Source organism: Pseudomonas sp. KH_040 (assembly GCF_057839305.1).
Genome location: NZ_CM174487.1, coordinates 2,033,030 through 2,052,341, shown reverse-complemented (window position 1 = coordinate 2,052,341; position 19,312 = coordinate 2,033,030). Strand labels below are relative to the sequence as shown.

At 57.5% G+C, this 19,312-nt stretch carries 19 protein-coding genes; 12 read left to right on the top strand and 7 right to left on the bottom strand.

Going from position 1 to position 19,312, the window contains the following annotated elements:
- Nucleotides 1-320 precede the first annotated feature (320 nt).
- On the top strand, nt 321-599 hold the full coding sequence (locus AC3IUF_RS09245; RefSeq protein ID WP_008080936.1) for a DUF3509 domain-containing protein: 279 nt from the start codon (nt 321-323) through the stop codon (nt 597-599).
- A 190-nt stretch (nt 600-789) separates the two neighbouring features.
- Here the strand turns inward: AC3IUF_RS09245 and mtnC are convergent, their stop codons facing one another.
- From mtnC to aroC, 5 genes are all read right to left on the bottom strand, one after another.
- Entirely contained in the window at nt 790-1,473 is a 684-nt protein-coding gene (mtnC, locus tag AC3IUF_RS09240) for an acireductone synthase (RefSeq protein ID WP_414916957.1), read from the bottom strand.
- 4 nt (nt 1,474-1,477) lie between these two features.
- Nucleotides 1,478-2,023 (bottom strand): 1,2-dihydroxy-3-keto-5-methylthiopentene dioxygenase, encoded by a 546-nt coding sequence (locus AC3IUF_RS09235; protein ID WP_489280906.1) that lies wholly within the window; start codon nt 2,021-2,023, stop codon nt 1,478-1,480.
- A 94-nt stretch (nt 2,024-2,117) separates the two neighbouring features.
- A complete protein-coding gene (locus tag AC3IUF_RS09230) occupies nt 2,118-2,744 on the bottom strand; it encodes a methylthioribulose 1-phosphate dehydratase (protein WP_007914040.1) in 627 nt (208 codons plus the stop codon).
- Nucleotides 2,741-3,886, bottom strand: coding sequence for an MFS transporter (locus AC3IUF_RS09225; RefSeq protein WP_007914038.1), 1,146 nt, complete (start codon nt 3,884-3,886; stop codon nt 2,741-2,743). Before AC3IUF_RS09225 ends, AC3IUF_RS09230 begins: the two co-directional genes overlap by 4 nt.
- Nucleotides 3,887-3,917: 31 nt before the next feature.
- Nucleotides 3,918-5,009: a chorismate synthase gene (gene aroC, locus AC3IUF_RS09220; protein WP_007914036.1), complete on the bottom strand. Its 1,092-nt coding sequence runs from the start codon at nt 5,007-5,009 to the stop codon at nt 3,918-3,920.
- Between the two features lie 130 nt (nt 5,010-5,139).
- Here aroC and AC3IUF_RS09215 point away from each other — a divergent pair, with 130 nt between their 5' ends.
- Together AC3IUF_RS09215 and AC3IUF_RS09210 are read left to right on the top strand one after the other, a co-directional pair.
- The gene (locus AC3IUF_RS09215; RefSeq protein WP_042704995.1) at nt 5,140-6,093 is read left to right on the top strand and encodes an alpha/beta hydrolase; all 954 of its coding nucleotides are present in this window, start codon (nt 5,140-5,142) and stop codon (nt 6,091-6,093) included.
- Between the two features lie 99 nt (nt 6,094-6,192).
- Nucleotides 6,193-6,984 carry a hypothetical protein gene (locus AC3IUF_RS09210; RefSeq protein WP_007914033.1) on the top strand — a complete coding sequence of 264 codons (792 nt, stop codon included), beginning with the start codon at nt 6,193-6,195 and terminating at the stop codon, nt 6,982-6,984.
- A 93-nt stretch (nt 6,985-7,077) separates the two neighbouring features.
- Here the strand turns inward: AC3IUF_RS09210 and prmB are convergent, their stop codons facing one another.
- Nucleotides 7,078-7,986 carry a 50S ribosomal protein L3 N(5)-glutamine methyltransferase gene (gene prmB, locus AC3IUF_RS09205; protein WP_007914027.1) on the bottom strand — a complete coding sequence of 303 codons (909 nt, stop codon included), beginning with the start codon at nt 7,984-7,986 and terminating at the stop codon, nt 7,078-7,080.
- Between the two features lie 239 nt (nt 7,987-8,225).
- On the opposite strand from prmB, the gene AC3IUF_RS09200 reads away from it, so the two are divergent.
- From AC3IUF_RS09200 to AC3IUF_RS09180, 5 genes are all read left to right on the top strand, one after another.
- Complete coding sequence (locus AC3IUF_RS09200) at nt 8,226-8,816, top strand: cysteine hydrolase family protein (RefSeq protein WP_007914026.1); 591 nt, start codon at nt 8,226-8,228, stop codon at nt 8,814-8,816.
- Between the two features lie 130 nt (nt 8,817-8,946).
- A complete protein-coding gene (locus AC3IUF_RS09195) occupies nt 8,947-9,267 on the top strand; it encodes a hypothetical protein (protein ID WP_007914024.1) in 321 nt (106 codons plus the stop codon).
- Between the two features lie 74 nt (nt 9,268-9,341).
- A complete protein-coding gene (locus tag AC3IUF_RS09190; protein WP_007914022.1) occupies nt 9,342-9,899 on the top strand; it encodes a Smr/MutS family protein in 558 nt (185 codons plus the stop codon).
- 77 nt (nt 9,900-9,976) lie between these two features.
- On the top strand, nt 9,977-10,522 hold the full coding sequence (folE, locus tag AC3IUF_RS09185) for a GTP cyclohydrolase I FolE (RefSeq protein ID WP_003204506.1): 546 nt from the start codon (nt 9,977-9,979) through the stop codon (nt 10,520-10,522).
- Between the two features lie 103 nt (nt 10,523-10,625).
- On the top strand, nt 10,626-10,997 hold the full coding sequence (locus tag AC3IUF_RS09180) for a glutaredoxin family protein (protein ID WP_489280905.1): 372 nt from the start codon (nt 10,626-10,628) through the stop codon (nt 10,995-10,997).
- Between the two features lie 165 nt (nt 10,998-11,162).
- On the opposite strand, the gene AC3IUF_RS09175 is transcribed toward AC3IUF_RS09180, so the two are convergent.
- Nucleotides 11,163-12,329 (bottom strand): aminotransferase-like domain-containing protein, encoded by a 1,167-nt coding sequence (locus tag AC3IUF_RS09175; protein WP_489280904.1) that lies wholly within the window; start codon nt 12,327-12,329, stop codon nt 11,163-11,165.
- Between the two features lie 82 nt (nt 12,330-12,411).
- On the opposite strand from AC3IUF_RS09175, the gene AC3IUF_RS09170 reads away from it, so the two are divergent.
- The 4 genes from AC3IUF_RS09170 (at nt 12,412) to AC3IUF_RS09155 (ending at nt 19,299) form a co-directional block, all read left to right on the top strand.
- Nucleotides 12,412-12,858 (top strand): MarR family winged helix-turn-helix transcriptional regulator, encoded by a 447-nt coding sequence (locus AC3IUF_RS09170; RefSeq protein WP_095114346.1) that lies wholly within the window; start codon nt 12,412-12,414, stop codon nt 12,856-12,858.
- A 290-nt stretch (nt 12,859-13,148) separates the two neighbouring features.
- Nucleotides 13,149-14,498: an NCS2 family permease gene (locus tag AC3IUF_RS09165; RefSeq protein ID WP_489280903.1), complete on the top strand. Its 1,350-nt coding sequence runs from the start codon at nt 13,149-13,151 to the stop codon at nt 14,496-14,498.
- A 90-nt stretch (nt 14,499-14,588) separates the two neighbouring features.
- Complete coding sequence (locus AC3IUF_RS09160) at nt 14,589-15,218, top strand: LysE family translocator (RefSeq protein WP_007914001.1); 630 nt, start codon at nt 14,589-14,591, stop codon at nt 15,216-15,218.
- 532 nt (nt 15,219-15,750) lie between these two features.
- A complete protein-coding gene (locus tag AC3IUF_RS09155) occupies nt 15,751-19,299 on the top strand; it encodes a calcium-binding protein (RefSeq protein ID WP_489280902.1) in 3,549 nt (1,182 codons plus the stop codon).
- The last annotated feature ends 13 nt before the right edge of the window (nt 19,300-19,312 follow it).

The following is a 19,312-nucleotide window of genomic DNA, read 5'->3' as shown; positions in this document are numbered from 1 at the left end:
GGCACATTCGAGCGCGGGTCGAGATCGAAAATACGTCAGCGCTTCTCGCGCTGTACACGCGGTTTTTGCAATGTTTTGTATCTGCTGATCGGCCGACGGCTGCGGTGATCATCGGGTAAGCGATTGGTTCCGTTGTTTCGACAACGATCCCGCAAAATGCAGGATGCACGATGGCCATTCATGCAGTTTGCACGACGCCTGGAATTTTCATATTTTTTAACTCATTGATTTACAAGGAATTTATTATTTTCAAATGCTGGCACAATCGCTGCAACCTCCTCTGCATGCTTGCCATTCAAGTGCATACGGAGCTGAAAGACATGAGCCTGATCCAAGAAAAATTTACCTCCCTGTTCTCCAACTTCGACGTCACCACTGCGCCACGTCCCGATGGCGGGATCCTGCTGACCCTGCGCAGCAGCGACGGCAAAGTGTTTAAACGTGCACTGACTTACCAGCAACTGCATGCCGGTGACCAACTGTCGTGGGCGATCAGTGCCATTCGTCGTGACCTGGCGGAACAAGCCAGTGAGCTGCCGCAAATTGCCATGCTGCAGAGCCAGCAGCGTTTTGCCCTGCCGACCTATCATTCGCTGTAATTTTTAAAGCGCTTTAAACAAGACAGGCCGTGGAGCTTTCGCTTCACGGCCTGTTTTTTTGTGCGCGATCTTTACTGCGATCTCTAACTCTTTGTAGGAGCTGCGGAACGCTGCGATCTTTTGATCTTGTTTTTGAAGATCAGGATCAAAAGATCGCAGCGTTCCGCAGTTCCTACAGGGATTGTGTGGGTTAGAAAGCTTCGGGTTCTATGCCGGTGAAAGTGTCGACGGTGATGTGGCTGCCCAGCTCGCCGCCTTCACGGGCGAGGCCGCAGGTTTGCAGGCCGGCTGCTTGCGCGGCGTCGAGCTCTTCGACGATATCCGAGAGGAACAGGATTTCTTCGGGTTCGACGCCAATGGCTTTCTGGATATTGGTGTACGACTGCGCTTCACGCTTAGGCCCGGACGTCGTGTCGAAATAACCACTGAACAGCGGCGTCAAATCCCCCGCCTCCGAGCAGCCGAAAATCAGCTTCTGCGCCTGAATCGAACCCGACGAATACACAAACAGTTGATAGCCCGCCGCATGCCAGCGTTGCAGTGCGTCAACCGCATCCGGGTAAACATGCCCCTTCAACTGCCCGGCGTGATAACCCTGGGCCCAGACCATGCCTTGCAAAGCCTTGAGCGGCGTGGCTTTGCGATCCTCCTCGATCCAGCTCAAGAGAATTTCAACAACCCGTTCAACATCGGCCTGCGGCGCATTGCTGTCACGGCGCACGGCGTCGAGTTGCTCGGCAACATCGGCGCGTTCGGCGTTCTGGCGCACGAATTCCGGCAAATGTTTGGCCGCGTACGGAAACAGCACGTCAAACACGAAACTCACTGCGCTGGTGGTGCCTTCGATGTCAGTGACAATGGCTTTGATCGACATCGAATCAGTCCTCCAGACGCGGGAAACGACCGGCGATGTCTTCGCCGGTGAAGTTGGCAACCCAGCCTTCAGGGTTGTTGAACAGGCGAATCGCCACGAAGTGCGGATGCTCGCCCATGTCGAACCAGTGTTTGGTGCCGGCCGGCACCGAGATCAGGTCATTCTTCTCACAGAGAACCGCGTAGACGTAATCGTCGATGTGCAGGGTAAACAACCCACGACCCGCGACGAAAAATCTGACTTCGTCTTCGCCATGGCGGTGTTCTTCGAGGAACTTGGCGCGCAGTTCGGCTTTTTGCGGGTGATCGCTGTTCAGGCTGATGACGTCGACGATGATGTAACCGCGCTCGGTCATCAGTTTGTCGATCTGCTCTTTATAGGCGCTGATCACTTCTTCCTGGGTCGCGCCCGGCTGGATCTTCGCCGCCGCTTGCCAGCGGTCAAAGCGTACGCCCTGCTCGGCCAGGGTCGAGGCGATGTCTTCAAAGTGGGTCAGCACTTTGTTGGGAATATCGGGGCTGGAAACGTGATAGACGGACAGGCTGCTCATTGGGGCAATTCCTCGGTATCGGCCTTGCCGTCCGGTTCTTGCAGACCGGTCGGGCACAGCATTTCATCAGGCAAATGGGCTACTTCTGGTGAAGTCAGCCTTGGCGGTTCATGACGCTGCGGGTTTTCAACTCGCATTCAAACAGAAATTCAAAGGCCTCGATCTGCCGCAGCGCGTCGCTCATCTGCGCGCCCCAGGTGTAGAGGCCGTGACCGCGAATCAGATAACCGACGCAATCAGGATGGGCGTCGAGCCAAGGCTGCACCTTGGCGGCGAGGCGCGCAATGTCCTGATCGTTGTCGAAAATCGGCACGCGCACTCGCGATTCGTGGGTCGAGATGCCGCTGAAGGCTTTTTGCAGTTCGTAATCTTCGAACTCGATAAATTCGTCCGGCGTCAGGCGCGACAACACCGTGGCGTTCACCGAATGGGTGTGCAGCACCGCGCCGATCTCTGGTCGCCAGCTGTAGAGTTGGGTGTGCAGCAAGGTTTCGGCAGAGGGCTTTTTGCCCGGTTCCAGGCTGTTGCCCGACAGATCGGTGGCGAGCACATCGTCCAGACCCAACTGGCCTTTGTGCTTGCCCGACACTGTCAGCAGCGCTTCGCTCGGCGACAGGCGCGTCGAGTAGTTGCTGCTGGTGGCCGGCGACCAGCCGCGACCATAGAGAAAGCGCCCGGCATCGACGATTTGCTGGGCGAGTTGTTCACGCGTAAGGCTCATGGCCTGTCCTCTTGCATACGTGTGGCAATGATAACGGCAGCAGCGAGCGCCGCGAGACTGGCAATACTAAAGGTCAATGTCGCGCCGAGGGCATTCCAGCTGTAACCGGAATACAACGCGCCGAGCGCACCGCCGGTACCGGCCAGTGCTGCGTACAACGCCTGGCCCTGCCCTTGCTGGCGCGCGCCGAAGCTACGTTGCACGAAGGCGATGGCAGCGGCGTGAAAACTGCCGAAGGTCGCTGCGTGCAGCACCTGCGCGAATAACAGCACCCACAGAAACTCGGCGAACGAACCTAGCAGCAACCAGCGCAGCGCCGCCAGCAGAAAACTCGCCATCAATACGCGGCGCAGGGAAAACCGCGCGAGAATCCGGCTCATCGCCATGAACATCAGCACTTCGGCGACGACACCCACGGCCCAGAGCATGCCGATGGTGCCGCGTGTGTAGCCGAGGCGCTCAAGGTGCAAGGTCAGAAAGGTGTAATACGGGCCGTGGCTCATCTGCATCAGCGCGACACAAGCGTAAAACGCCAGCACGCCGGGATTGCGCAGCTGTTTGAGAAACCCCTCGCCGTGCGGCCGATTGCCTTGCGGTGGTTGCGCGTTCGGCACCCACAGACTGCTGAGGACGATGCCGGCCATGATCAGCACCAGCGCCGCCGGGTAGATATCGAGGCTCAGCCATTCGAACAGCCGGCCCAACGCAACCACGGTGATGATGAAACCGATCGAGCCCCACAGGCGGATCTGGCTGTAACGCGAGGTCTGGCCCTGCAAATGCGCCAGCGTGATGACTTCGAACTGCGGCAGCACCGCGTGCCAGAAGAATGCGTGCAGCGCCATGACCATCGCCAGCCAGGCGTAGGTCTTGCTGACAAAAATCAACGAGAACGTCAGCAGCGTACACACTGCGCCAAAGCGCACGATGGCCAGGCGTCTACCGGTGTAATCACCGAGCCAGCCCCAGATGTTCGGCGCCACGCAGCGCATCAGCATCGGGATGGCAACCAGTTCACCGATTCGCGCCGGACTGAAGCCGAGGTGATCGAAATACAGCGCCAGAAACGGCGCCGTCGAACCGAGCAAGGCGAAATAGAACAGATAGAAACTGGACAGCCGCCAGTAAGGGAGCGCCGCCACGGTTATGCCGCGACGGCTTCAAGGCCTGCCATCAAAGCTGACCCAGCACCGGCGTGCTCACGCGCACATCGGCGTTCTGCCCACGATGACGCAGCAAGTGGTCCATCAGCACGATCGCCATCATCGCTTCGGCGATCGGCGTGGCGCGGATGCCGACGCACGGATCGTGACGGCCCTTGGTGATCACGTCGACCGGATTGCCGTGGATGTCGATCGAACGGCCCGGAGTGGTGATGCTCGATGTTGGCTTCAGCGCCAAATGGGCAACAATCGGCTGACCGGACGAGATACCGCCGAGGATGCCGCCCGCGTTGTTGCTGAGGAAACCTTCCGGGGTCATTTCATCGCGGTGCTCGGTGCCACGCTGGGCAACCGAGGCAAACCCGGCGCCGATTTCCACGCCTTTCACCGCGTTGATGCTCATCAGCGCATGGGCCAGTTCGGCGTCGAGACGGTCGAAGATCGGCTCGCCCAGACCCGGCATCACGCCTTCGGCGACCACGGTGATTTTCGCCCCGACCGAGTCCTGATCGCGACGCAACTGGTCCATGTAGGCTTCCAGTTCCGGAACCTTGTCCGGATCCGGGCTGAAGAACGCGTTCTCCTCCACCGAGTCCCAGGTCTTGAACGGGATTTCGATCGGGCCGAGCTGGCTCATGTAGCCACGAATGACGATGCCCTGAGTTGCCAGATATTTCTTGGCGATCGCACCGGCCGCCACGCGCATCGCGGTTTCGCGCGCCGAACTGCGGCCACCGCCACGGTAGTCGCGCTCACCGTATTTGTGGTGGTAGGTGTAGTCAGCGTGGGCCGGGCGAAACAGATCCTTGATCGCCGAGTAGTCCTTGGACTTCTGGTCGGTGTTGCGAATCAGCAGGCCGATCGAGCAACCGGTGGTGCGCCCTTCGAACACGCCAGAGAGGATTTCGACTTCGTCGGCTTCCTGGCGCTGGGTGGTGTGGCGGCTGGTGCCCGGCTTGCGGCGATCGAGGTCGCGCTGCAGGTCTTCGAGGGAGATCTCCAGGCCCGGCGGGCAGCCGTCGACAATGGCGACCAACGCCGGACCATGGCTTTCGCCAGCGGTGGTGACAGTGAACAACTTGCCGTAGGTATTGCCGGACATGCAGGACGCTCCGTGAAATCAAACCCAAATTCGTGATGCGCGCCAGTATACGCAGGCTAACCGAGTAGTTCATCCTCGAACCTTAGTGGTGCTGGCGAGTCCAACCGGCACCTTGGCGAATGATGGCGTGATGATGCTGCGAGTTTTGATCTTGAGTCTTACCCTCTTTACGGGCTTTGCCCAAGCGACGGTCCTACAACGCCCGGTAACTTTGGATACCGGCACCGGTGAGCTTTTCGGTTCGCTGTTGCTGCCAAAATCCGACAGTCCGGTGCCGGTTGTCCTGATCATTTCTGGCTCGGGTCCTACGGATCGCGACGGAAACAACCCCGACGGCGGGCGTAATGACAGTTTGAAGCGCCTGGCGTGGGTGCTGGCCAAACACAACATCGCCAGCGTGCGTTACGACAAGCGCGGTGTTGCGGCGAGCCTGGCGGCGACCCCGGATGAGCGCAATTTGTCGGTGGAGGCCTATGCAGCAGATGCGGTGGCGTGGGGGCAAAAGCTCAAGGCCGATCCACGTTTCGGCAAGCTGATCCTGCTGGGCCACAGTGAGGGCGCGCTGATAGCCAGCCTCGCCGCGCCGAAAGTCGATGCGGCGGCGGTGATTTCCCTGTCCGGCAGCGCCCGACCGGTCGATCAGGTGATCCGCGAGCAATTGGCCCGCAGCCTGCCGCCACCGCTGATGCTGCGCAGTAACGAACTGCTCGACAGCCTCAAGGCCGGTCACACCGACGACAATGTGCCGCAGCCGTTGCAGGTGATTTTCCGCCCGAGCGTGCAGCCGTATCTGATTTCACTGTTCCGTCAGGATCCGGCGAAAGCCTTCGCGCAATTGAAAATGCCGGCACTGATTGTTCAGGGTAGCAATGACATGCAGGTCGGCGTTGGCGATGCGCAGGCGCTGAAAGCCGCTAAACCCGACGCCGAACTGGTGGTCATCGAAGGCATGAACCACGTCATGCGCATCGTGCACAACGACATGAAGCGGCAATTGGCCTCGTACAAGGACCCGAATTTGCCGCTGGCCGCAGAACTGGGCAGCAAAATCATCGAGTTTATTGACGGACTTCGCACCCGTTAACCGTTGTTTGCCCTCTAGTCCTGACAGAAACGGCCGATAAGCCTTTGTCGCCAGCGCAACCGCTGGCGACAAGCAGGGCTTGGACAGGATCTCGCCGTTATGACTGATACCCAGACTTCACCCGACACCACCGCTGAAAAAGACGCACCGCCAGCGGCCGAGCTGCCGTGGGCGGATGTCCATGTCGAGCACCACAAGATGCTCCGCCTGGCCCCGTTGCAAACCGACCGCAACACCGGCGGGCGGCCGTTGCGCTTCGTCGAATTCGGTTACGCCGAGCGCAACAGCAAAGAAAAAAGCCTGATGCGCATGGCAATCAAGCTGCCGAGTCAACGCGTTCGCAAAGAGCAGAATCATCTCGATGTGTGGGTCGATCACACCACCAAGCGCGTCAGCTTTGGCCCGGACAGCGGCTTGCAAATCGAACCGTTGAACCGTGGCATCGGCCGTTTCATGGCCGCACAAGGCATCAACTGGGCGAAAAAACGCTGGCCCGCCTACACCGTCGATGGCATGGACTTGAACAACAAGGACGCGCTGAATGAAGACACGCGCCTGCGTCGCGATCATTTCCTGCGGGTGCATGGTTTTGATGTGGTGTACGCCGATGCCCAGCACTTGAAGGGCAGCGTCAAGGATGTGTTGGTAGGTGATCTGCTCGGTGACTGGAACAGCGAAAAGCTACAGATCGTCGAGATTCTCGAGGCGGCGCAGATGCTTCAGCAGGCCGAACAGAATCTGGCCGAGCAGGAAGTGAAGCTGAAGAAGCAGGAAGAGAAAGTCAGCAAGTTCAAGCGTGAAGACGCTGGTTTGCGTTTCACCATCACGTGTCTGGTGGCGTTTGCGGTGTTTCAGGCGGGGTTGCTGATCTGGATTGCCACGCACCGGTAGATCAAAAGATCGCAGCCTTCGGCAGCTCCTACACTGGAATGCGGTAATCCCTGTAGGAGCTGCCAAAGGCTGCGATCTTTTGCTTTTAACGGGTCAGACGCGGGAGGCGAACAGCGCCTGATGATCGCGGCACTGCTCCGCCGTCAGCATGAACACGCCATGCCCGCCGCGCTCGAATTCGAGCCAGGCGAAATCGACTTCCGGGTACAGCGCGTCAACGTGCACCTGGCTGTTACCCACCTCGACAATCAACAAGCCCTTCTCGGTCAGGTGATCCGCCGCTTCGGCGAGCATGCGTCGAACCAGATTCAGACCATCATCGCCACAGGCCAGACCCAGCTCCGGTTCATGCTGATACTCATCCGGCATATCTGCGAAATCTTCTGCATCCACGTAAGGCGGATTCGACACGATCAAGTCGAAACGCTGCCCCGGCAAACCATCGAAACCATCGCCCTGCACGGTGTACACACGCTCATCGACGCCATGGCGCTCGATGTTCTGGTTGGCCACTTCCAACGCCTCGAAGGACAAATCGGCCAGCACCACTTCGGCGTTCTGGAACTCGTAGGCGCAGGCAATGCCGATGCAACCGGAACCGGTGCACAGGTCGAGAATCCGCGCCGGCTCGGTGCCGATCCACGGCGCAAAGTGATTTTCGATCAGTTCGCCAATCGGTGAACGCGGGATCAACACGCGCTCGTCAACAATGAACGACATACCGCAGAACCACGCCTCGCCCAACAGGTAAGCGGTCGGAATGCGTTCCTCGATACGACGCTTGAGCAGGCGTTGCAGATTGACCAACTCATCGTCTTCCAGCGCGCAATCGAGGTAGCTGTCGGCGATTTCCCATGGCAGGTGCAATGCACCGAGCACGAGTTGCCGGGCTTCGTCCCAGGCATTGTCGGTGCCATGGCCGAAAAACAGATCCTCCCCATGGAAGCGGCTGACGGCCCAACGGATGTGGTCGCGCAGGGTACGAAGTCGGGAAGTGATCACGGGGCAGAACTCCAGAAAAAACGACTGGCAATTCTACCAGCCAAAACGCCTGACGACGACGCAGGAAAAACATCGCGACGACGGTAGGAGTTTTCTGTTTTTTGCATCAGCTATTGAACAGAACGTGTAACTTGACAAGGCTGCAGGCCAATAACGACGGTGCCTACGATGGTAGCGATTCACAGAACCGCTCCGCCAGAGGACAATGTCGCAAAAGCCCCACCCCAAGGAGCCCCAGAATGTCCGTTCCAAAAACGATGTTTCAACTCAGCGGTCGCGGTTACGCAGCGGCCACACTGAGCCATGCCACCGTGGTCATCATCGATGCCCAGAAAGAATATCTCAGTGGCCCGCTGGCCCTGAGCGGCATGGACGCGGCCGTCGCGAACATCAAACAAGTGGTTGCCGCAGCCCGTGCAGCCGGTCGGCCGATCGTGCACGTGCGTCATCTCGGCACCGTCGGAGGCCTGTTCGACCCGCAGGGTGAACGCGGCGAATTCATCCCGGGCCTCGAGCCACAAGGTGATGAAACCATTATCGGCAAACTGCTGCCGAGCGCGTTCCATGGCACCGAGTTGCTGGACCGTCTGCAAAACCTTGGCTCGCTGGACTTGATCGTCTGCGGTTTCATGAGCCATTCCAGCGTCAGCACCACCGTGCGTGCAGCAAAAAACCTGGGGTTCCGCTGCACCCTGGTGGAAGACGCCTGCGCGACCCGCGACTTGCCGTTCAAGGGCCGCGTGCTCAGCGCCGCCGTGGTGCAGGAAGCTGAAATGGCGATCATGGCGGACAACTTTGCCACCCTCGCGTTGACTCAAGACCTGATCTGATCTGCTTTGATGAGCGGCTCAGCACGCCGCTCATCCGCAAATTCCTCTCATTTGCCGCAAATGCCATAGCCTCAGGAACAACCCGGTCAACTCCCGGTCGAAGGGCCGATACCCATTGAGGAAGGTCGGAATGAAGTTATCCGATGGATTTGACGCACGCCGCTTGCGGCCCAAAGGCCAAAGCAACTGGCGTTTTCGATTTGGCGCGGCGATCGCGGCCATTCTGGCCACGTTCGGCGTGCTGCTGGCGATGGCCGGAGCGGCCAGCCTGCTCGGGCGCCCACCGGCACTCGGTGACTTGAACGCTACGCCGATGGGCTCGGCGATCATTCTGGCAGTCGGTTTGCTGTTTCTGTATTTCGGTGTCGCCCTGTGGCGTCGCTGCCGCCGCCGCGCACGGCAATCGCGGGAACTGAACATGTCCCCGCACCTGATGAAAAAACACGACTGACTCACCGGCCTGGCTTTTTGCCGGGCCGTTTTGTTTCGACTTGGGTAAACTGGCCGCCCTTCGCGGAGGCTGACATGCAAGACGACGATTTTTCCCTGTTCAAAAGTGCGATCCAAGGCGTCAAGCCGATCAAGCACGATCGCGCCGACACCGGTAAACCCAAGGCTGACCGCGCTCAGATCGCCAAGCTGCGCCAGTCCGCCACCGTGCGCACCGATACCGCGACCGTCGATGGGTTGTCCGATCAGTTTGTGATTGATGTCGGCCCGGAAGACGAATTGATGTGGTCTCGTGACGGCGTGCAGGAAAGTCAGATGCGCAAGCTCAAGGTCGGGCAGATCCCGTTCGAAGGCAGTCTCGACCTGCATGGCATGAGCGTGGAAAAGGCACGCGAGACCTTGTGGGCTTTTCTTGCCGAAGCGACCAAGTTCGAAATTCGCTGCGTGCGCGTTACCCACGGCAAGGCTGTACGCCTGGACGGCAAGCGACCAATGATCAAAAGCCACGTCAACACCTGGTTGCGCCAGCATGCCCAAGTGCTGGGTTTCTGCTCGTGCCAAGCCAGACACGGCGGTGCCGGCGCGGTTTATGTGATGCTCAAACGCACCATGATGGAAGGCCGCGACGAATAATCCCGTTACACCGAACTTGCAGGGTTGTGTCCGCCACCGTACCCTTGCCCTTTGCGAAAATCCCCACAGGTAGTTTCATGTCCCTGGAACAGAATTACACCGCGATTCTCGGCCAATTGGGCGAGGACGTGTCCCGCGAGGGCCTGCTCGACACGCCAAAGCGTGCCGCCAAAGCCATGCAGTACCTCTGCCGCGGTTATGAACAGACGCTCGAAGAGGTCACCAACGGTGCCCTGTTCAGCTCCGACAACAGCGAAATGGTGCTGGTCAAGGACATCGAGTTGTACTCGTTGTGCGAACACCACCTGCTGCCGTTCATCGGCAAGGCACACGTCGCCTACATCCCGAGCGGCAAAGTGCTGGGCCTGTCGAAGGTCGCGCGGATCGTCGACATGTACGCTCGCCGCCTGCAGATTCAGGAGAATCTCAGCCGTCAGATCGCCGATGCTGTCCAGCAAGTGACTGGCGCGTTGGGTGTGGCCGTGGTGATCGAGGCCAAGCACATGTGCATGATGATGCGCGGTGTCGAGAAGCAGAATTCGTCGATGATCACTTCGGTCATGCTCGGTGAGTTCCGTGAAAACGCCGCGACCCGCAGCGAATTCCTCAGCCTCATCAAGTAATTTGCGCCACGAAGAAAACCGGCACTCATCGCCGGTTTTTTTTCGTCCGTGAAAAATCGGGTAAGCTGCGCGCCTTCTCAATTTGCACCGTGAGGCTTTAAACGTGTTCGTCAAAGCGCTTCGTGTCGGCCTCGGCCAACTGGTTATCTTCATCGACTTCATCACCCGCCCGGGCAAGAAACAGCGTCCTGCCGAAACTCAGGCACAGGTCAACGCCGCCGCGAAAGGCCTGACCCTGTATCAGTTCCATGCTTGCCCGTTCTGCGTGAAAACCCGCCGCACGCTGCGTCGCCTGAATGTGCCGGTGGCGCTGAAGGATGTGAAAAACAATGAGCAGGATCGTCAGACGCTGCTGGATCAGGGCGGCCGGATCAAGGTGCCTTGCCTGCGGATTGAAGAGAATGGCCAGACCACCTGGATGTATGAATCCAAGGTGATTATTGATTATCTGGACAAGCGCTTTGCTGCTGTCTGAGATTATGTGGTGATGCTGATGGCCTCATCGCTGGCAAGCCAGCTCCCACAGGTTTTGTGAACGCCACAGATCACTGTGGGAGCTGGCTTGCCAGCGATGAGGCCCTCTCAGCCACCGCAAATCCCAGTCAAAAATAAACCGGCCCTTGAGCCGGTTTATTTGTTTTCAGGCCGCTTTCTCTAGCTGCGCCCGACGTACCACCGCCGCCAGTCGCTTCAAACCTTCATCCAGCCGCGCCGGATCGATATGGCTGAAATTCAAGCGCAAATGCCCATGATGGTTATCCGGCTCCGGAAAGAACGGCTCCCCCGGCATGAACGCCACGTCATTGGCCAACGCCTCATTGAGCAACGTTCGCGTGTCCAGCGGTTGCTTCAGTTTCAGCCAGAAAAACAGCCCGCCCTGCGGCATGTTCCAATGCGCCAGATCAGAAAAGTGCATTTCCAGCGCTGCTTGGAAAGCATCGCGCCGCTGCCGATAGAAGCCACGCAATTCGCTCAAGTGCTGCTGATATTTCTCAGTGCCGATCCATTGCAGCGCCTGCCACTGACCGATGCGGTTGGTGTGCAAATCTGCCGATTGCTTGAGCTTGAGCAGATGCGGGAACAGATCGGGACTGGCAATCAGGTAGCCAACACGCAAACCAGGCAGCAGGGTTTTCGACACGGTGCCGGTGTAAATCCAACTCGCCTTCTTCAGGCGCCCGGCAATCGGTTTGGCGCTACCGCCATCGAAAGTCAGTTCACGATAGGGTTCATCTTCGATCAGGGTGACGCCGAATTCATCGAGCAATGCGGCGACGGCAGCACGCTTGGCCTCGCTATAGCGCACGGCGGACGGGTTCTGGAATGTTGGAATCAGATAGATGAACGCCGGACGATGCTGCTCCAGACGCTCGCGCAGTTGCGCCAGGTTCGGCCCATCAGACTCTTGCTGCACGGTCAGGCAATCGGCGCCGAACAGTTGGAAGATTTGCAACGCGGCCAGATAGGTCGGCGCTTCGAGCAGAATTTCCGTGCCTTTGTCGATGTACAGCTTGGCCGCCAGATCGAGGGTCTGCTGGGAGCCGCTGACCACCAGCACCTGACTGGCCTCGCACTCCAAGCCCAGCGCCCTCGCCTCCGCCGCCAACGCTTCGCGCAACGCCGGCTCGCCTTCGCTCATGCCGTATTGGCCGAGCGCCAGCGGCATGTCCGCCCACTGGACTTTCGGCAGCATGGCTTCGGCCGGCAAGCCACCGGCGAACGACATCACCTCCGGACGCTGGGCGGCGGCGAGGATTTCACGGATCAAAGAACTTTTAAGGCGCGAGACACGTTCGGAAAAAGCCATGGCGGTCACCGGTAGCAAGGGATGCGAAAAATGAGTCAAACTGGTTGACTGAAATTACGACAGCCTGAGCGAGTACGTCAACATGCTTGACCTTAAAAACCCTGCAAGCCAACAACAGGCCATGGAAGCGTTTTTCTTCGGCTACCAGGCGTTCACCGCCAAAGCTGATGAAATGCTGGAACGCCGTGGCTTGTCGCGGGTGCATCAGCGCATTGTGTTTTTCATCGCGCGTTATCCGAATTTGAGCGTGAAAGAGCTGCTGGCCTTGCTCGGTGTGAGCAAGCAAGCGCTGAACATGCCGCTGCGGCAGTTGCAGGAAATGCATCTGGTGGACAGCGTCGCCTCGGAGACTGACAAGCGTAAGCGCCTGCTGGAGTTGACAGCGGAAGGCGCGAAGTTCGAGCAGGCGTTGCGCCGTGAGCAGGTGAAGTTGCTGGAGCGGGTATTTGCCGAGGCCGGGGAAGCGGCGGTGAATGGATGGTTGGCGGTGAATCTGGCATTGGGGAAAACTCAGACGGCTCTCGATTGAATGGGAATACCTCTTCGCGAGCAGGCTCGTTCCCACAGGGGGACGCATTCCAATGGGGGAGCGAGCTTGCTCGCGCAGGGGCCGGCACAGGCGATATATCCCTATTGACGGAACTTTCGTAAACAAAACCAAAAACAATATTTGCTTTATTTGTACACAAAAGCATAATCCACAGCGTGCGAGTTCCTGACCGCATGGTCAACAAATTCGCGTAAGCCTCAAAGGGCCGCTGCCACCCCTCATGGGTCCGGCCCTGGAAATAACAATAAAACTCTTGAGGAGTACTCGCTGTGGAAAGCCGCAAATCCGAAGCATCGACGCTGGACCTCTCGCCGCCATTACGCAGTGGCTTGCTGGAACGTCTGTTTAAACTCAGCTTGCATGGCACCACGGTGAAGACCGAGCTGATTGCCGGTCTGACAACCTTCATCACCATGGCTTACATCATCTTCGTCAACCCGAACATCATGGCCGATGCCGGGATCGATCACGGTGCAGCCTTCGTCGCCACCTGTATCGCCGCGGCATTGGGCTGCCTGTTGATGGGCCTGTACGCCAACTGGCCGGTGGGCCTGGCACCGGGCATGGGCCTCAACGCCTTCTTCACCTACACCGTGGTCGGCACCATGGGCTACAACTGGGAAACCGCGCTGGGTGCGGTATTTGTCTCCGGTGTGTTGTTCATGATCCTGACCTTCTCGCGGATTCGTGAGTGGCTGCTCAACAGCATTCCGGTCAGTCTGCGCTTTGCAATGGGTGCCGGTGTTGGTCTGTTCCTCGGTCTGATCGGTCTGAAAACCGCCGGGATCGTCGTCGACAGTCCAGCGACCCTGATCAAACTCGGCTCCCTGCGCGAACCCGGCCCACTGCTTGCGGCCATCTGCTTCCTGATGATTGCGATCCTCAGCTACCACCGCGTGTTCGGTGCGATCCTCATCAGCATCATCACCGTGACCCTGGCCGGCTGGGGCCTGGGCATCGTTCACTATGAAGGCATCATGTCGACCCCGCCGAGCCTGGCGCCGACCTTCATGGCGATGAACGTGGCCGGCGTGTTCAACGTCAGCATGATCAGCGTCGTACTGGCTTTCCTCTTTGTGCACATGTTCGACACCGCCGGCACGTTGATGGGCGTTGCCCAGCGCGCCAATCTGGTGAACGCCGACGGCCGTATCGAAAACCTCTCCCGCGCGATGAAAGCCGACAGTGCTTCCAGCGTCTTCGGCGCCGTGGTCGGTGTCCCGCCCGTCACAAGTTACGTAGAAAGTGCCGCCGGTGTGGCCGCTGGTGGTCGGACTGGTCTTACCGCAGTTACCGTAGGTGTGCTATTTATAGCAGCGATGTTTTTCGCACCGCTGGCCGGCATGATTCCCGCTTACGCCACCGCCGGTGCACTGATCTATGTAGCGATGCTGATGATGGGCGGCATGGCCCACATCGAATGGGATGAAGCCACTGACGCCATTCCGGCCATCGTCACTGCGATCATGATGCCACTGACCTTCTCGGTCGCCGATGGCATCGCGCTGGGCTTCATCACCTACGTGGCGTTGAAGGCCAGTACCGGCAAGTACAAGGAAATTTCCGTGAGCCTGTGGGTGCTCTGCGCGATCTTCATCGCCAAGTTCATCTTCTTGTAAGCGTCACGCGGTTCAAGCTTCAACACAGCCTCACCCTGACCGGTGGGGCTTTTGCACATTCTTGAGTACAACAAAAAAAGGAGGAAAGTGATGAGTCTGGAAACCTGGCTGCTGTTCAGCGGCGCTGCGCTGGTGGTGATCCTGATTCCGGGGCCACTGTCGTTGTTGATGATCAGCAACAGTCTGAACTATGGGTTGCGCCGCTCGTATCCGGCATTTCTCGGCGGCGTCAGCGCTTCAATCTGCCTGCTCAGCGCCTCGGCCCTGGGACTTGGTGCATTGTTGCTCGCGTCGGAAAAACTCTTCAGCGCCCTGAAGATCGTTGGTGCCCTGTACCTGTTCTACCTCGCCTGGCAGAGCTGGCAGCAATCGCGTCAGCCCTCGGTCGGCGCCGAAGTACCACAAGCAGCGCCGGTGCCACGTTTCCGCACGCTGTTCGGCCGCGCTTTTGTGCTGGGCGCAAGCAACCCGAAAGACATCCTGTTCTTCGCCGCATTCCTGCCGCAGTTCCTCAACGCCGAACAACCGTTCCTTGCGCAGTTGCTGGTGATGATCGCAACCTGGACAGTGCTCGATCTACTCTGCAAGCTGGCCTACGGACTGGGTGCCCATGGCGCTGCCCGTTATCTGCGCAGTGGTAAAGGCCAGAGCTGGTTTAACCGAATCAGTGCCGGTTTGTTTGGCGGTGCCGGCGCGGCGTCCTTGCTTAGTAGCCACTGAAACGCTGGCGGGCTCATTCTCACTGAATCAGCCCGCCGTGTTACACGCAGCCTGGAGAATCGCTCTCCTCCAGTTACGTTAAACGTATTGCCTCGTTTGCCTTCGCTTCAAGACATATATACCGCACGCGGCCAGTGACTTTTCCGCCCCCCCTGACTGCCGAGTTCACTCGGCGCCACGTTGCAACATCCGGCTTTCATGGATGCCGATTCAACAAGTCTGTTTAAAAATCCCGCTGGCGTCAGGTCGCTGTCGCCACTTGTGTACCCTGTCTGCGAAACAAAAAGTTACTGCGTCAACCCGACGACAAGGTCGTATCACGATGGCGACTTGATTTTTTAGTGTGTTCTGGATGGAAAACAACAAGTAACTCTCATTTGAAACAAGAAGATTCATAATTATTCAAACCGCTGACTTCCTTTCACTTATTTAATTGCAACACATCAGCTCTTTACTCGCACTACATGAAGTTATATCTCTATCTGCAACGTTGCCCTGCATGCTGCAGACTATATTGAACAAGGATGTTTCAATGTTAAAACCCATACCGGTTAAAACCCACTATGCCCAGTTTGACACCTTCGAAGTGTTGGACATCGGCGTGCAAACCAATGAACGCACCGCCGAGACAATCGACTTCGAAGCGACGGGCGCCGATGATGCGGGAAAGACGTCTGCCTCGACCGGCCAACGAAAGCCCGGTCAGCTCAAGATGCTCGACGAGCTGTTCGGACCGTTCAAAATAGGTTCATACACAGTGACACGCCGAGCGCTGGATGCTATGGGAGCGACCATCGATGGCCAGCCGCTAACCGGTCATAACACCCAGTTCCGCCGGCCAAGTCGATCGTTCGTCAACGCCCTGCAACTCAGTTATGCCGCCATCGAACAGCGCATGAAAGTCTCCACCTTCGGTGATGACTATTTGCTGCCTTCCTTTTTGTTCGAACTCGCCAGTCTGCGTCCTTCCACTGCCCTTCCGGTCATCAGCGAAGACATCGGGACAAGTGTCGAGGATGGCGGATACGCGAAAAAAATGGCTCGCCTGTTGAAATCGGCGCAGACCCTCGATTTGCACTTGGTCTATTCAAGCAAGCGCAGCAATCCGGACTGGCTCATCATCAAGAACCATTCCATGATCGGCGCCAGTGTCGGCATTCAGGCTTTTGGCATATTCATGGGAATTCGCGGCATTTACGATGCCGTGAAGAATAATGATCAGGATGAAATCATTTTCAACGGCATCGGGATCGGCACCGAGGTGGCCTCGATTATCACCGACGTAGCTGTGACCAAAGTCGGCCAGCGCATGATCGAGGCAGGCAGTGGCGCCTTGAGCGACTTCACCAAAACCCGTGCCGGGATCCGCCTGGGTCGTTCCGGCGGACTCATTGGCGGTGCACTGACATTACCGTTCGATATCTACAGCGCCGTCAGAGAATTCAACGCCGCCAGCAATAAAACCGGCAAAGAGGCCATGGATCATTACGTCAGCGGCGGTTTGAACATTGCCAGTGCCGCTATGACCGTCATTCTCGGCAGTGCCGCCATGGCCGGTTTTTCCTTCGCCGGCCCGGTCGGCCTCGCGGCGGGTGCGCTGATGGCGATAGGATCGCAGGTCTACGGTGCCGTACGCATGGTGGATGAAATCGATGACTACATCGAACTCACCGTTGAAGAGCGCTGGCGCACCGGATGGTTTTCCTTTCTGCCATTGAAGGACATAGACCAGGACATCAAAAATCGTTACGAACTGGCCAAAGCCAAAATCGAAACCGCCAAACGAATGCAAGCGAGCGCCAGCCAGATACTCAACGAGACGCAGAAGGACACCATCGAAGCCGTCGTGCATGGCCGTTATGAAGACCGCCTGACGAAAAGACGCAAGCGCGTAAAACACTGGTGGGGAGTCGAAACCATGCCGATTGACTACGTCCCTGAAGTAGTCGGTCTTGACGATACCATTGACGCTCGCGACGGCGTAACGGCTCAAACCCCTGGTGCCGTGTTGGGAACGCCGGGGAAAACCAAAGGCATTTTGTGGCTGATCGGTAGTGGCAAAGACACCATCACCGGTGTCGCGGAAAAGCCTAATGCCTTTTATTACACGGAAGGCATAAAGGATCTCACGGGGGGCGACAAAGATGACAGGTTCACTGCCCAGGATGCGGCGGATGACCTGGCAAGATATATCGAAAGCAGTGAATTTTCCCGACTCGACGGCGGTGCCGGCAGCGACACTTTGATATTGGATGGCAACCAGTCGCATCCGATCACCGGCCGTGGCTACGCCATCGATCTGGCGGCGGGCACCTTGCGCATCTATACGCCGAACCCGGATGCGTCTGTAGTGGATGGCGAGACGTACTCGCTCAAGACACTACTCGAAAGCGTTGAAAACGTTCAGACGCTGCAAAACGGAAGAAGCATTGTCACGGGCACCGCAGCACCCAACGTGATTTCCTCAAGAGGCGCAGACACCATTAATGCTGGCGCCGGTAACGACTCGATTTATATGTACAAGGCAAACGCCACCGCATTCGGTGAATCGGGAGTGGATTTTTATCACGTGGAATTGGCGGAGGGTTCAGTTCTCATCTCGGAAGATGGCGTAGACGAAAGCAAGATATCGCTGGGCTGGCGAATGGACCAGATCGAGAAATGGGAGGTGGACAGATGCCGTCTTTCCATCGAAGTGAGCTTCGACTTTCATTACGGTCGCCGAAGCAAAATAGTCATCGATAACGTGTACAAAAAAACCGACGGGCGTCGGGTTTTGCACAATGACAAATTAATAATCATTACTCGCGATGGATATCACCTGAAACCGGATCTGCCCAAAACAATCGAACACGACCATCCCGTCAAGATACACACAGAAAAAACCAAAGGGGGACGCCCTGAACCAACGACCTTTGTCCACGCAACAGTGTGCAATGTACCCACCCGACAAAACACCCACTATTACGTTCAGCGCTACAACCTGCACACTCAATTCATAACCGGCAGCTCCGCCGATTCCAATTACGGCACGCGCATCTTTCTTGATTACGACTATGCCGAAATGACCAGTGCACATGTTGCTTTTGCCACCACCCCCGCCATTTTGATGAACGAAGCGGCGGACAAAGACAAGGTCAATGTCTCGTGTGATTTTCTGTTCTACTTCGGCAAGAGCCTGTTGCAGATCGCCGGCGTCGGCCAGTATTCAGAAACAACACTCGATGCTGCCCTGAAAAACCTCGCAGCCAGCGTCTCTACCCATGGCTATCAGCTGGTATTTCGCGATGGAAAATCCCATACGCTGATCCTGGAGAAAGAGTACGCCGTACCTCCGGCACACTACAAACACAGCGTTGTCGCCAATACACTGACCAGTCATGACTTGCGTTTCCCGCTGAGAACCCACGACAAAGCGGTTTTCGAATTACCCGTATCCCTCACGGAGAAACTGGATCACGTTTCTTCCTGTGTCAGGTTCTTGCCTTTAACCGAACAAACTGCAATCGAAAACTTTGCGGGTGCAGGTGCCACCTATACGATGCATTTGCGCGAAAACAGGGTGATACGGATTTCGACGCCGGGCGGCCTGGCAACTGCCAAAGTTCGGTTGAACAACTCATCCACCTGGCAAATCGATGCGACGCAAATCAAAGATTTCAAGATCGTATTGTCCGGCAATCAGCTGTACATCGGAACGGTCACCCTGCATCTACCGCAGTACGGTCCTGACGATCTGATTGATCAGATTTTTGTCATCGGACCAAAAGGCGTGATACATACCGTAGACCTGACTTTCGACCGGGTTTATATCGACAGCCTCGACGCCAGATATTTTGAACCGCCTACGATGGAAGATTTGCCCGAGGAATTTTCCGCGCTTGCTCAACGCGAACTGTACGTGCGCAATATTGCATTGAGCGACGGTACTCGAGGCAGGTTGAAGTACAACCTGGCGAACCGTAAATGGATTCTGGACAGTAACAAATCTCGGCAAATAACTTATTCGCAGCTGGAAATTTTCAATCGTTGCAACCATAAGTCAAAGCGGGTGCCGCCACTGTCACTGCCCGATAATTGACCACTGGCCAAAC